The sequence below is a fragment of the Nonomuraea sp. NPDC001684 genome (genome assembly GCF_053596515.1).
In genome coordinates, this window is the sequence record NZ_JBSFGJ010000255.1 from 1 (window position 1) to 14,092 (window position 14,092).

Genomic DNA, 14,092 nt, shown 5'->3' on the forward strand with positions numbered 1-14,092 from the left:
TCGGTCGCCGCGACCACCCTGGTCGGCCTGCCGTCGGCTCCGATCAGCTCGTCGCCGACCTACAGGCCACGACGTCGTGCGACGGGCATGGCGGGGGATCTGGTCCTGGCACGCAATCCCGCGCATCGTCCTGCTAATGCAACCTCAGAGAGGGCTTCTCGGGACCCTCGCCCGCCCGGTCCGCGGATCTGCCCCTATCCGGGATTGGCGGCCTTCACGAGGGAGGAGGCCGCGTGGTTCTTCGGCAGGGAGAGACAGACCGCCGATCTCACCGGGCGAGTGGCCGAGCTGTACGACTCGCCTGCTCCCCTGTTCGTCGTAGGCGCGTCGGGGTCGGGGAAGTCGTCGCTGCTCCAGGCTGGGTTGCTGCCCGCGATCGCGCGCGGCGAACTTGGCGTGGCCGGCTCGTCCGGCTGGCCGTCGTTGCTGTTCACGCCAACTGCCGATCCGCTCGGCGCGCTGGCTGCCCAGCTCGCTCCCCTTCTCGGCGAGGATCCAGCCCAGGTGCTGCGCAGCGGCGAGGAAGGGGAGCTGGCGCAGTTCTGGCGGACGGCAGCCGGTACGGCGGGCCGCGTCGTCGTGGTGGTCGACCAGTTCGAGGAGATCTTCACCGAGTGCCCTGATCCGGAGCTGCGTACCCGGTTCATCCGGGTACTGCGTGCGGGCTGGGACGGCGCAGGCCGTACGCCGGGAGCTTTGGTCGTCTTCGGTATGCGTGCGGACTTCGTCGGCCGGTGCGCCGACCACGCCGACTTGGCCCCAGCCCTCGCGCGCCCCTCGATCATCGGCCCGATGAGCTCGGAGGAGGCACGCGCCGCCATCGAACGGCCCGCGATGGCCGTCGGTCTGCCGCTGGAGCCGGGACTGGCCGACGTCTTGCTCAACGACCTTGGGGCTCTCGAAGCGGGACGGCTACCGCTGCTGGCACACGCGTTGCGCGCGGGCTGGCAGCGGAGCGGTGGCGAGATGCTGACCGTCGAGGACTACCTGGGGACCGGTGGCATCCAGGGCGCACTGGCGGCGACGGCCGATCGTGTCCTCGCCGCGCTGGACGAACCGGGCCGCGAGACCGGGCGGCGCGTGCTCCTACGCCTCATCCATCTGGGTGAGGGCGCTGACGACACGCGGCGGCGGGTGCCGCTCGACCGGCTGATGGCCGAGTTACCCGCCCCCGACCGGGTGCGGGCGGTGGTGGAGGCCTTCGCGGACGACGAAGCCCGGCTGATCACACTCGACGAGGGCATGGTGCAGATCACCCACGAAGCGCTGCTGTCCTCCTGGCCGGTCCTTCAAGCGTGGATAGAGGAGGATCGGGCGGGTCTCCTGGTCGAGCAGCGGCTGGTCAACACCGCCCACGAGTGGGAGCGGTCTGGCCGCGACTCGGGCACGCTCTACTCAGGCGCGCGGCTCGCCCTCGCCCGTGAGTGGGCGGACCGGCAGTCTGAAGTGGGCGGCGTCGCCCGGTCCTTTCTGCGGGAGAGCGTCAGGCGCGCGCGCACGCGCAGGCTGGTACGCGTCTGGTTAGGCGGGGCTCTTGCCGTCCTTGCCAGCGCCACGCTCATTGCGGCGACCGCGTTGGTCACCGCTGAGCGTGAGGCAGGCGTGCAGCGGGACTTCGCGACCTCGCGGCGCCTCATCGCCAGGATCGACGGTGTCATGGAGACCGATCCCACGCTTGCCCGGCTGCTGGCAGTAGCGGCCTGGAAGGTGTCGCCTGAACCTGCCGAGGCGCTGGCTGCCGTGCGAGCGACAGCCCTGCGGCCGGAGCGCGCCGCGTGGCACCTCCCTGTGACGGTGGAAAGCCTGGCGTTCAGCCGGGACGGACGGCTCATCGCCACGGGCGGGCGGGGCGAGGACGCAGGGGTGCGGGTGTGGGAGGTGGCGACGGGCCGCCTCGTTCTCGGTCCGCTCGGGAAAGGGCAGGATACGTGGCGGGTGGCTTTCAGCCCTGATGGGACGACTCTCGCCTCGGCAGAGGCGGAAAAGCTCCATCTGTGGGACGTGTCCACGGGTACGGCACGCGCGTCGACGGCGATCGACCGGTTCGGCCCTCTCACGTTCACCCCCGACGGCAAGGCCGTCGCCATGACCGACGGCGACATCGTCCGGCGCTGGGACACCACGACAGGTGAGGAGCTCGGAAAGCCGGTCAAGGATCCCAGCCAGCTGAAATACCTGGCCTTCAGCCCCGATGGAAGAACCCTCGCAACCGCAGGGCTCGACGAGGTAATCGCCCTGCGAGACGCCGCCACCGGAAAAGCCCGCATACTCCTGCGCGGAAAGGTCAACAGCACAGGCAAGGTCACCTTCAGCCCGGACGGCCGGACAATCGCCGCCGAGAGCCTCAGCGGCGAGGTCCGGCTGTGGGACGCCACCACTGGCGACCCACTCAAATCCGTTCCGGGCGGGGAACCCACCTTCGACACCAGCGGAGTCCTCGCCACCCGTGACTCCACGACTGTCCGGGTGCATGACGCCGCAACCGGCGAGGATCTCGCCTACCCGATCCCCAGCGGCTCCCAGTTCTCCGTCATGGCCGTCGACACTGCTCACGGCACCGTCGCGACCGCCGACGATGGGACTGTGACGGTGTGGGCGCTCGCGGCGGCGGGCTACCGAGGCACAATCGCCCATGGCCCGAAGGACATCTGGTCGATGGCCTTCGCTCCGGACGGCAGGACGCTGGCCACGGGCGGCGGGCACGCCGACTCCACGATCCGCCTGTGGGATGCCACCTCCGGGGCACCGATCGGAACGCCCGTGAACACCGGCACCTCCGGCATCATGACCCTCGCCTTCAGTCCCGACGGCCGCAAGGTCGTGGCGGGGGGCAGCCCCGAGTGCAAGGGGGCCGGAATCTGGGACGTATCGGGTGCCGCACGCAATCCCGACAGTCAGGGCTGCGGGCGCGAGCACACCGGCTCAGCCGCCGCATTCAGCCCTGACGGAAGGACCGTTGCCCGCGTCGGCGCAACGGGAGGCCTCCAACTGGACGACGTCACCACCGGCCAAACCCGCCTGGCACTGCCAAGCGGCCCAGGGTTGGCTGGTCAGAGTGCCCTGGCTTTCAGTCCGGACGGCCGCACCCTCGCGACCGGCGGTGGCGGGTACGGCGACACCACGGTCCGCCTGTGGAACGTGGCTGACGGGCGGCTGAAAAGCGAGCAGATCGGGCACAAGCTGCGGGTGAACGCGCTCGCGTTCAGTCCGGACGGCAGGATCCTGGCCAGTAGCGGCGGCGACGGTGTGGTCCGGCTCTGGGACGTGGCGTCGGGCGCACCTGTCAGGGCTCCACTGCAGGTCCCTGCCGCTACGGTGGCCGAGCTGTTCTTCAGCGCCGATGGGACTCTCCTGCTGAGCGAGGGCATCCCGGCCGCACATGTATGGGACGTCGGCACCGGCCGGCTGCTCGGCCTCCTCTACGGTCATACGTCCTCGACGTCAGCGATGGCATACAGCCCGCGCAGCAAGCTCGTCGCCACGACGCAGAACGACGGGAATGTCCACCTTTGGGACCTGTCCTTCCTCAACGAAACCAAGGTGGTGCCCCTGGTGTGCGCACAGGCTGGACGGGTGCTGACCCGCGCCGAATGGCAGCTGTACCTACCGGGGGTGGAGTTCCGCAGGACCTGCTGAGGGCGTTGCGTGCGCTACCCGGAGCGGTTCCGCACGCAGCACAACCTCCCTTGGCGATCCAGAAGCGGGAACGTCAGATCGGCGGCCTGCTCTTCGAACGGACCTCCCGGTCGGTACGGCTGACGCCGCGCTCGGGCGAGATCGACGTGGGCCACGTCCGGCTGCCGGTGCACGAACCCGATCTGGCCATCGGCGCGGTCACCCACGTCTCCTTTGCAGGTGCTCATGGTCGCGGTCGCCCACCCTCTCGCCGATCGCGACTCGGTGTGCAGGGAGGAGTTCGGCGACCTCACGTTCGCCGCGCACGGCTCGCCGATCCCGCCGTCGGTCTTACGCGGCCGAGGGGAAGGCGCGTTCGGCTTCAGGGGCAGCGTCTGGCTGACGGCCCGGGGAGAACGGGAAGGCGCCCAGGGAGGCCCCATGTCCACCTGCACGGTGTTTGCCGCGGAGGCACCGTGCGCGAGCTTGGTGCCGTCCGACATGTGTCGATCGGGCTGTCGCGGTGGTCGTCAGGCGCTTGTCCGGCTACCTGGCGTGCTGCGGCGAGGTGGCTTCGGCGACCTTCTGGCAGATGCGTAGTGGCGGGTGTTCGGGGAGGGTCTTCGCCGGGGGATCAGGGCTGGAAGAGGGTGTTGAGTTCGGTGAAGTCCAGGGAGTCGGTCAGGGCTTCGAAGGTGCCGGTGGTGAGGAGTTCGGCGGCGGCTTTGCGGGCGGCGGTGTAGGCGGCCTGGGCGAGGGCGGTGCCGAGGCTGATCCGGCGTACGCCGGTCTGGGTGAGTTCGGCGACGGTGGGGCCGCCGGCGACGGCCATCGCGTTGACCGGGAGCGGGGACTCGGCGCAGAGGGTGGCCAGCGCGTCGAGGTCGAGGAGGCCGGGGACGAAGATGCCGTCGGCGCCGGCCTCGGCGTACGCCGTCGTGCGCTTGAGCACTTCGTCCAGGCGGCCGGCGGAGGGGCCGATGGCGAAGAGGAAGACGTCGGTGCGGGCGTTGACGAAGAGTTCGGGGAGACCCGCTGCGGCCGCCGCCTCCCGGGCGGCGTGCAGTCTGGCGGTCTGGTCGGCGAGGTCGAACAGCGGGCCGCCGACGGCCTGGGAGTCCTCCAGGTTGACGCCCACCGCGCCCGCTCCGGCCACGGCTCGGACGGTGTGCGCGACGTCCTCGGGGGCGGGGCCGTAGCCGCCCTCGATGTCGACCGTCACGGGGAGGTCCACGGTGTGCACGATGCGCCGGGCGGCGTGCAGCGTCTCGTCGCGGGTGAGGTGCTGGCCGTCGCCGCGGCCGAGGGACCAGGAGACGCCGCCGCTGGTCGTGGCGATGGCTGTGGCGCCGGCTGCGGCGATCACGGCGGCGCTGGCGGCGTCCCAGGCGTTGGGGAGGATCAGTACGGAGTTGGCGTGGAGCTTTCTGAACAGATCAGCCTTTTTCGTCGTCGCCGCATCGGTGGAGGGGAAGTTGTCCACAGACATGTGGGTGACCGCCTTCGGGGTGTTCGGAAATCCGGCACCATGGCTCGGTGGGCGCCTGGTCCGGGATGTTGCCGGGCCGCGAGGTAGGCGTCCATTGATTAAGCTCTGACCGAATCGTGGACCCGCGGGAGGCGGCATGAAGGCGCGGCTGGCCTTTTCGGTGAACGATCTGGCCGAGACCCGGTTCGCCGTCTCGGCCATGTGGGAGGTCGTCACGAGTTGCCGGGCGCTGGCCGGGGCCACGGTGCCCGATCCTCATCGTGGGTGGGCCGGTCAGGTGCGTCCCCGGCTCGCGGCGGCGGGGCTCGATCGTGGCTGGCTGGCCGACATGGTGGCGCCCGTCGGCCATTTCCCGGACTTCCTCAATCCGACGACCGCGTCCCACGAGTTGCCCGACGAGCTGGCGGCCATCGAGGCCACCGACCCCGGGCAGGTACGGCGCGACCTCGACCTGTTGTCCGCCGAGCGGGACGGCCGGTTGTCGCCCCGGTTGCGGAACCTGCACCGCAATCCCCGGGCGTACCTGCCCAAGGTCGTCGCGGAGATCGAGACCTACTGGGAGCTCGCGATCGCGCCCTATTGGGCGCGCATCCGGTCGGTGCTGGACGCGGACGTCTTCCACCGGGGCCGCCAGGTGGCCGAGCACGGCACGGCGCGCACGCTGGACCAGCTCCACCACACCGTGCGCTGGGACAGCGGCGGCCTCCAGCTGGCACAACGGCACTGCGCGATCACCAGGATCGAGACCGGTGCGGGGCTGCTTCTCGTGCCGTCGGTCTTCGCGTGGCCGCGGGTGCTGACGCGGTCCGTCGCGTCCGAGCCGCCTCAGCTCGCCTACCCGGCGCGTGGCATCGGCGCGCTGTGGGAGTCGCGCAGGCATGCGCCCATGGACGCGCTCGCTGCCGTGATCGGCCGTTCCCGGGCGTTGATCCTGGCCGAGCTCGACTCGCCGGCCTCGACCACCGAGCTCGCCGAGCGGTCGGGGATGTCCGCGGCGGGGGTGTCGCAGCATCTCACCGCGCTGCGGGCCGCCGGGCTGACCAGCACCCACCGGGCGGGCCGTACAGTGTTCTACGCCCGCACGGGCCTCGCGGACGCCCTGCTCACGGCTCAGGTGTGAGTCGCGGGCCTCATGAGGGCGTGCGGTGCGGTCGCGGTGGCGCTGATCTTTTTTGTCTCGATCATCCTGACTATTGTGATCCCCACTGTTCGGGGGGAAGGCGGGCGATGGACGAGGGTGGGGCCGAGGCGTTCCTGGGCAGCCGGTACGTGCTGCTCGACGAGATCGGCGCCGGGGCGATGGGGACCGTCTGGCGGGCGCGGCACCGGGAGACCGGCGAGATCGTGGCGGTCAAGCTGTTGCGCAGCAACCTCGCCGGCGACCAGGACCTGGTGCTGCGGTTCGTGCAGGAACGCAATGTGCTGCGCACCCTTCGCCATCCCCACATCGTCACGATGCGCGACTTCGTCATCGAGGGGGAGCGGCTCGCGCTGGTGATGGACCTCGTCGAGGGCGGGGATCTGCGCGGCCTGCTGCAGCAGCACGGCACGCTGCCGCCGGCCATGGCCGCCGAGCTGATGGCCCAGGTCGCCGAGGCGCTGGCGGCGGCGCACGCGACGGGCGTCGTCCACCGGGACGTCAAGCCGGGGAACGTCCTGATCGACGGGCCCACGGGGCAGGTGCGGCTGACGGACTTCGGGGTCGCCCGGATCGTCCTCGGGCCGGGGCTGACGCAGACCACCTCGATCATCGGCACGCCCACGTACCTGTCGCCCGAGGTGGCCGACGGCGGCACCCCCACGCCAGCGGTGGACGTCTACGCGGCCGGGCTGATCCTCTACGAGCTGCTGGCCGGGCGTCCGCCGTTCGTGGGCGAGCATCCGATGGCCCTGCTCCGGCAGCATGCGATGGCCATGCCGCGGCGGTTGCCCGGGATGCCCGACGTCCTGTGGTCGGTGATCGCGGCCTGCACGGCGAAGGATCCGGCGACGCGTCCGGCGGCCGGGCAGGTGGCGGTGGCGCTGCGGGAGGCGGCACCGGTGGTGGCGGGGCTGGCCGCCTTGCCGCGGGTGGGCAGGGCCGACGCCCCGTCCGCGACGTCAGAGCCGATCCCGGGACCGCCGTCTGGGCCGCTCCCGGGGCCGGTGCCAACGCCGCTCCCGAGGCCGGTGCCTGGGCCGCCGCCGGGACCGCTTTCGGGGTCGGTGACTGGGCCGCTCCCGGGGACGCCGCCGGGGCTGCTTTCGGGGTCGGTGCCGGGGCCGCCGCCCGGTTCCTCATCGGCCGGTGCCGCTGGGTCGTCCGGTGAGCCCGTTCGGGGTCCTGGTCCGCGGGCGGCCTCTGGGGATGTCGCAGGGAGTGGGGCGGCCCCGGGTGTCGGCGGTGGGGACGGCACGGTTCCTTCCGCCGGGCGGGGCGCCGCCCAGTCCGGCATGGTTGCTTCCGCCGGGCGGCCCGCCGCCGCCCAGGCGGGCATGGCGGCTGCGCGGCCGCCCGGACGGTCCCGCCGGCGGCTGGTCGTCATCGCGAGCACCACGACGGCGGTGGCGCTGACCGCGGCGGCCGTGGCCGTCATGGCCCCATGGCGGACGCCGGGCGCGGGGGCCGTGAACGACGCGTCCGGGCTCTCGGCGTCCAGGTCGGCCGACGTGGCCGGCACACCGACGCCCGTCGAGTCCGGGGCGGTGAAGGAGAGCCCCGTCCCGTCGGAGGCGGACGAGGAGACGTCCGGCGCCGCAGACGAGCCGCTCAAGTCGTCGGCGAAGAAGACGCCGAAGGAGCCGGTCCGCACGCCGGGCACGGCCGTCCCGAAACGGACGGCGGGCGCGACGACGGACCCCACGGGTACCGCTGACCCCCGCCGGACGTCGGCCGGCCGGAAGACGGAGGCCCCGCACACCGTGGACCCCGAGAGCGACGGTGACGGCGCCCCGCCGCGCAACTCCCAGCCGGACTGGAAATGCCGCTCGTGGATCACCGCGGGCGACGGTTCGGGCGTGGAGATGTCGCCGTGCATGGCCATGGTTGGTGACGTCTTCTACCTGATGGGACGCATCCGAGGGGCGAGCTCGGTCCGCTCGGACGTGCACGTCCAGCTCTACAACACCGACGCGGACCGCAACGTCTCCCAGCCCTTCACCTGCTCCGGGGTGTCCCCGCGGAACGACGGCGAGGTCGCCACCTGCGGGCCGTTCACCACCACCGCGCCGGCCATCCAGGCCAAGCACGACGTGCGGCAGCGCTGGCGTCGGACGGGGACGGCGGCGTTCGGCGGCGGCGCGGAGAGCCCCTGGATGTTGTGGTGACAACCAGGCCGGACCCGAAGCTCTTCGCAGTGCACCCGGCCCCGCTCACGCGTCCGTGATCAGGGGCCGGGGCGCGGCAGGCCGGGTCACTGTCTGGTGGTGCAGACGGTTCCGTTGAGGGTGAAGACGGTGGGCAGGAGGTTCGGGCCGGCGTAGTTGCCGACGAACCCGATCGTGGTCGAGGCGCCCGTGGCCAGGGAGGCGTTGCCGGGCTCGCTGACGGCCTTGACGTTCGAGCCAGTCTGGGTCCAGGTGGCGCTCCAGCCGCTGCCGAGGCTCTGCCAGGGCCTCGGCCAGGTGAAGCTCAGGGTCCAGCCGTTGACCGGGGCGCCGTTGTTGGTGATCTCGACGGCGCCGACGTAGCCGCTGGCCCAGTCGGTCTGGTCGGTGAATCGCACGGCGCAGGAGCTGGTCGCCGGGGTGCCGGTGGTGAAGGTCAGGGGCGGTGAGGCCCAGGAGACGCCGCCGCCGCTGTCGCGGGCGATCACGTTGACGGTGTAGGTCGTGCCGGGCTTGAGGTTGCCGACCGTGTAGGAGGTGCCGGCGGTCTCGCCGAGCTGCTCGCTGACGGCGCCGTTCTGGCGGTGGAGCTCGTACTTGACGATCGGGCGGGCGCCGGGGGCGGCGGCGGGCCAGGAGACGACGGCGGCCCGGTCGGTGACGTTCGAGGCCGCCGGGCGGCCGGGCGCGCCGGGCAGGCCGGCCTGAAGTGCGGCGGGACGCACGACGACGGTGGTTAGCGAGAGCGGCGGCAGTGTCTGGCTGGTGGCGGTGCCGGTGGTCGCGGTGGTGATGGCGTTCGCGCCGTTGACGTGGGTCAGCACGGTGGGCGCGCCCGCGGCCGGCGTGAAGCCCGCGTAGTCCACGGCGACCGGGTACGACGTGTCCGGCGAGCTGTTGATCAGCATGACCGCCAGGTCGCCGTTCGGCCGCCGGACGGCGTGCGCGCTGACCTTCGGCTGGTCGGTCGCCGCCGTGACGAACTGGTCACCGGCCCGCGCGAACACGCTGACCATCCGCAACGCGTGGTACGGCGCGAACGGCGTGTTCAGCGGCGGCTCGCAGACCCCGGAGGCGTTGCAGACCCCGCTGGACAGCAGCCCGAAGTCGCCGTAGTCGGTGTGCCCCTCGACCTCGGTGACGTTGCCGATGCCGTTGTGCACGTTCCACCAGTCGACGGTGAACACGCCGTTCGCCAGCAGGCTCGCGTAGGCGTCGGCGGCGGCCAGGGCGCCGGGCTGGGTGTTGGTGCCGTTGCTGCTGGAGCCGGTGTTGAACTCGGTCATCGCGATGCCGATCCGGTCCGAGCCGGGCCCGGCGTAGGCGGCGAGCTGCTGCCGGGTGAGCCGGATCATGTCGGGGACCTGACCGGCCTTGTCCAGGGCGCCGGGGTACCAGTGCAGGATCACGAAGTCGATCTTCGGTCCGGCGAGGGACAGGACGACCTTGTTCCAACTCCCGTCGTCGCCCTCGGCGGTGATGGCGTCGGGCCAGTTGGCGGGGGTGGTCAGCACCGCGCCGATCTTGATCGTCGGGTCGGCCGCCTTCATGGCGTCGGCGTAGGCGACGACGTGGCGGGCGTACTCGGCCGGGCTCTTGTCGGCGTGGTCGTCGGCCTCCCAGGCGCTGCCGTAGTGGCCGTTGCCGTAGTTCTCGTTGCCGATCTCCCAGTACTTGACGCCGTAGCCCTTGGTGACGTTGGCGTGCCGGACCCAGGCGGCGGCCTCCTCGGCGGTGCCGGTGCCGTAGTTGGCGGTCACCATGGCCTGCGCGCCGGTGCGCCGTACGCCGCGCATGAAGGTGTCGAAGTCGGTGTTCGGGGCGACGTACCCGCCGGGGGCGGTGTGGTCGGCCCAGTGGTAGATGTCGGAATAGGAGCCGCCGGGGTAGCGCAGCAGCTTGACGCCCGCGTCCTTGAGGAGGTCGGCGGTCTGGTCGGTGCCGAGGTTCGCGTCCCAGATGGCATGGTTGGAACCGATGCCGGTCTCGGGGGCGGTGGCCAGGGCGGCGCGGGCGTTGACGGTCACCGTGACGGGGGTGACGTCGTCGGCGCGCGCCGGGGGAGCGATCAGCGTGGTGAGGGTCAGGAGGGCCGCGGTCGCGGCCCTGGGCAGGATCTTGCCAGGCATCGGGGTACCTCGCCGTGGGTAGCGGTATGGCTCGACGCCCCCTCCTGACCAGGAGGCAAGCATGATCATGCGACGTGGGGTCCGGCCCGTCAATCGGCGCTGAAACTTTCACGGCGGTCAGGCGGCCTTGAGCGGATCCCGGCCGGTCAGGCGGGCTTGAGCAGGCCCCTGTCGTAGGCCGCCGCGACGGCCGCCGCCCGGTCCTTGACCTCCAGCTTGGCGAAGACGTGCAGCAGGTGGGTCTTCACGGTGGCCTCGGTGACGAACAACTTCCTGGCCACCTCGCGGTTGGTCGCGCCGCGGGCGATGAGGCCGAGCACTTCGAGCTCCCGCGGGCTCAGCGCGCGCTGCTCCGGGGGGTGCGCGTGCCGCGTCAGCACCCCGGCCACGGCCGGCGACAGCACGCTCTCGCCGCGGGCCGCGGCCAGCACGGCCCGGCGCAGCTCGGCGCGCGGCGTGTCCTTGAGCAGGTAGCCGGTGGCGCCCTGCTCGATCGCGGGCACCACGTCGGCGTCGTCGCCGAAGGTGGTCAGCACGAGCACGTGCGTGCCGGGGCACTGCGCGCGCAGCCGGCGGATGAGCTCGGCGCCGCTCGGCCCCGGCATGCGCAGGTCGAGGAGCACGACGTCGGGGGCGGTGCGCAGGGCCACCGCGAGCGCCTCGGCGCCGTCGGCCGCCTCGCCGACCACGTCGAAGCCGTCGGTCTCGAAGATGCCGCGCAGCCCGTCGCGGACCACGGGGTGGTCGTCGACGATGATCAGGCGTACCGGCATGGGCTCACGTTCCCGGGTCGGCGGGGATGGCCGGAACGGTAGCGGAGATCGCCGTGCCCTGGCCAGGGGCGCTCTCGACGGCGAGGCTGCCGGCCAGGCGGGTGACCCGCTGCCGCATCGCCACCAGCCCGAACCCGCCGCCGGAGCCGCCGGAGCCGCTGCCGGAGGCCGGCGTGAAGCCGGACCCGTCGTCGCGGACGTCGAGCGCCACCACGTCCTCCATGTACGACAGCGTGATCCCCACCTGGGAGGCCCGCGCGTGCTTGCCCACGTTGGCCAGCGCCTCCTGGGCCACCCGCAGCAACGTGCTCTCCACCTCGGTGTGCAGCGGGCGGGCGTCGCCGGTGACCGACACCGAAGCAGGCACCTCGCAGGCCCGCGACCAGGCCGCCGCCACCTCCGACAGGGCGGTCCCGAGCTGCGCCGCCGTCGCCAGCGGCGCCGGGCGCAGCGCCTGGACCGAGCGGCGGGCCTCGGTCAGGCTCTCCCTGGCCAGCTCCCGTACGGTCGCCAGCCGCGCGCGCACCGCGGGCGTCGCTCCGGCGGCCTCGTCGGCGGCCTCCAGCTGGGTGAGGATGCCGGTCAGTCCCTGGGCCACGGTGTCGTGGATCTCCCTGGCCAGCCGCTGCCGCTCGCCCAGCACGCCCGCCTCGCGGGCCTGGACCAGGAGCCGGGCCTGGAGGTCGGCGTTCTCCTCGGCGAGCGCGGCCAGCCTGGCGCTCTTCTCCTTGAGCTGCGCGTTCTGCTCGGAGACGGTCTGGAAGACCAGCCCGGTCATGGACGCGACCAGCACCCCGACCACGAAGGAGGCCAGCAGCTCGACCGGCGTGCGACCGGCCGGCGGACGGGCGGCGACCAGCGTCCCGACCGTCACCGCGACCCCGGCGTACGCCCACAACCCCGGCAGCAGCGCGAAGCACTGGACGAACACCCCCACCCCGGTCACGGTGAAGACCGGGTCGATGCGCACCAGCGCCGCCACCACCGCCAGCAGCACCACGAAGTATCCGGCCACCACCCACGCCCGCGCGGTCCAGGCGGTCCAGGCGGGACGGCGGGCCACCACGAACCAGTGCCAGGCCGCCGCGAAAAGCGCCAGGGCCAGCACCTCGACCCGCCACGCCCGCAGCAGCGAGAACAGCGCGGGAAGCAGCACCAGCAGGTACGGCAGGGCCCCGGTGACCCGCTCCCACCGGCTCTCCTGCGGTGGTGAGCCGGTGGCCCCCTCCCACCGGCTCCCCTGCGGTGGTGAGCCGGTGACCCGCTCCCGCCGGCTCACCACCGCAGGGCCTTCACCGCGAGGCCGCCCGCGACGGCGCCGACCGCCACCATGATCCCGAGAGCGAGCGGCGGGAGCGCGCCGGCCGACCAGCCGTCCCGGATCGCCTGGACGGCGGGCGCCATGGGCGTCAGGTCGCCGATCGCCCGCATCGACCCCGACATGGTCTCGCGCGGGATCACCGCGCCGGACAGGAACACCATCGGGAAGAACAGGGCGAGCCCGATCACCGTCGCCGCCCGCCCGCTGGGGGCCAGCGCGCCGAGGAGCAGCCCGACGGCGCCGAGGCTGAGCGCGCCGAGCAGCCAGGCCAGCAGCACGCCGGGCAGGCTGGCGGGCGCGCTCAGCCCGTAGCCGGCCACGCCCAGGACGACCAGCAGCACGCTGCCGAGCACCGCCAGCAGCATGTGCGCGGCCCACTGGGCGCCGCACAGCATGAACGGCGTGGCGGGCGTGGCCCGCAGCCGCTTGAGCACCCGGCGCTCCCGGTATTGGGCCAGCGTGGCCGGCAGGACGACCAGCGCGGCCAGCCCCACGACGAAGACGGTCAGCATCGGCACGGTGGCGTCGACCAGCCGCTCGCCGCCGGGCAGCGGCCGGTCGCCGCCGCGCAGCTTGACCCAGAGCATGACCAGCGGGAAGCCCAGCGCGAAGTACGCCGACATCGGGTCGCGCAACCCCAGCCTGAGCTCGACGGCGACGACTCTCGTGAAGCCCTTCATGCCTCGGCCCTCCCGGTCAGCGCGAAGTAGGCGTCCTCCAGGGAGGCGGCCCGCGTCCGGCCGATCAGCTCGCGCGGGCTGCCCTCGGCCACGACCCGGCCGCGGTCGACGACGGCGATCCGGTCGCACAGCGCCTCGGCCTCGTCCATGAAGTGGGTGACCAGGACGACGGTGATCCCGCGGTGGCGCATGGCCCGGATCAGCCCCCAGGTGGTGCGGCGGGCGTCGGGGTCGAGGCCGGTGGTCAGCTCGTCGAGCAGGACCACCTCGGGGTCGCCGACCAGGGCCAGCGCGATGAACAGGCGCTGCTTCCAGCCGCCGGACAGGCCGCCGAACCGGGCGTCCTTCCTGTCGGTGAGGCCCCATTCGTCCATGATGGCCCGCCAGTCGGCCGGGTGGTCGTACAGGGAGGCGTAGAGCCGCAGGGCCTCGCCGACCTTGATGCCGTCGGGCAGTGCGGCCTCCTGCAACTGGGCGCCGACGCGCTGGAGCAGCGCGCGCCGGTCGCCCTGCGGGTCGAGGCCCAGCACGCGCACGCGGCCGCCGTCGGGACGCCGCAGCCCGGACACGCACTCCACGACCGTCGTCTTCCCGGCGCCGTTGGGCCCGGCGAGCCCGAAGATCTCGCCGCGTTCCACGGTCAGGGAGAGGCCGTCGAGGGCCCGGGTGTGCCGGTAGCTCTTGCGCAGGTCGTCGATCTCGATGACTGTCATGATCCGAGGATCACGCGGGAGCGGCGTCCCGCCCACACCCCCGACGGGGTGTGGGCGGGCACCATC

General features: G+C 72.6%; 10 protein-coding genes. 3 read left to right on the forward strand and 7 right to left on the reverse strand.

Annotated elements, in window-relative coordinates; translation table 11 throughout:
- Window positions 1-87: 87 nt before the first annotated feature.
- Window positions 88-3,636 carry an nSTAND1 domain-containing NTPase gene (locus ACWCSD_RS33460; RefSeq protein WP_449920878.1) on the forward strand — a complete coding sequence of 1,183 codons (3,549 nt, stop codon included), beginning with the start codon at window positions 88-90 and terminating at the stop codon, window positions 3,634-3,636.
- Window positions 3,637-3,709: 73 nt separating this feature from the next.
- Here ACWCSD_RS33460 and ACWCSD_RS33465 read toward each other — a convergent pair whose 3' ends face one another.
- Both ACWCSD_RS33465 and ACWCSD_RS33470 read right to left on the reverse strand, forming a co-directional pair.
- Complete coding sequence (locus ACWCSD_RS33465) at window positions 3,710-3,838, reverse strand: hypothetical protein (RefSeq protein WP_397155858.1); 129 nt, start codon at window positions 3,836-3,838, stop codon at window positions 3,710-3,712.
- A gap of 411 nt (window positions 3,839-4,249) precedes the next feature.
- A complete protein-coding gene (locus tag ACWCSD_RS33470) occupies window positions 4,250-5,104 on the reverse strand; it encodes an isocitrate lyase/PEP mutase family protein (protein ID WP_449920881.1) in 855 nt (284 codons plus the stop codon).
- 136 nt (window positions 5,105-5,240) lie between these two features.
- Between ACWCSD_RS33470 and ACWCSD_RS33475 the strand changes: the two genes are divergently transcribed.
- Window positions 5,241-6,224: a DUF5937 family protein gene (locus ACWCSD_RS33475; RefSeq protein ID WP_449920884.1), complete on the forward strand. Its 984-nt coding sequence runs from the start codon at window positions 5,241-5,243 to the stop codon at window positions 6,222-6,224.
- Window positions 6,225-6,331: 107 nt separating this feature from the next.
- Complete coding sequence (locus tag ACWCSD_RS33480) at window positions 6,332-8,410, forward strand: protein kinase domain-containing protein (RefSeq protein ID WP_449920886.1); 2,079 nt, start codon at window positions 6,332-6,334, stop codon at window positions 8,408-8,410.
- Between the two features lie 86 nt (window positions 8,411-8,496).
- Here the strand turns inward: ACWCSD_RS33480 and ACWCSD_RS33485 are convergent, their stop codons facing one another.
- From ACWCSD_RS33485 to ACWCSD_RS33505, 5 genes are all read right to left on the reverse strand, one after another.
- Window positions 8,497-10,539, reverse strand: a complete 2,043-nt coding sequence (locus tag ACWCSD_RS33485; RefSeq protein WP_449920889.1) for a cellulose binding domain-containing protein — start codon at window positions 10,537-10,539, stop codon at window positions 8,497-8,499.
- Window positions 10,540-10,685: 146 nt separating this feature from the next.
- Window positions 10,686-11,312: a response regulator gene (locus tag ACWCSD_RS33490; protein WP_449920892.1), complete on the reverse strand. Its 627-nt coding sequence runs from the start codon at window positions 11,310-11,312 to the stop codon at window positions 10,686-10,688.
- A 4-nt stretch (window positions 11,313-11,316) separates the two neighbouring features.
- Window positions 11,317-12,591, reverse strand: a complete 1,275-nt coding sequence (locus ACWCSD_RS33495; RefSeq protein ID WP_449920895.1) for a sensor histidine kinase — start codon at window positions 12,589-12,591, stop codon at window positions 11,317-11,319.
- Entirely contained in the window at window positions 12,588-13,313 is a 726-nt protein-coding gene (locus tag ACWCSD_RS33500) for an ABC transporter permease (RefSeq protein ID WP_387681538.1), read from the reverse strand. Before ACWCSD_RS33500 ends, ACWCSD_RS33495 begins: the two co-directional genes overlap by 4 nt.
- Window positions 13,310-14,026, reverse strand: coding sequence for an ABC transporter ATP-binding protein (locus ACWCSD_RS33505; RefSeq protein WP_449920898.1), 717 nt, complete (start codon window positions 14,024-14,026; stop codon window positions 13,310-13,312). The genes ACWCSD_RS33500 and ACWCSD_RS33505 overlap by 4 nt, the downstream gene beginning before the upstream one ends.
- Window positions 14,027-14,092 lie beyond the last annotated feature (66 nt).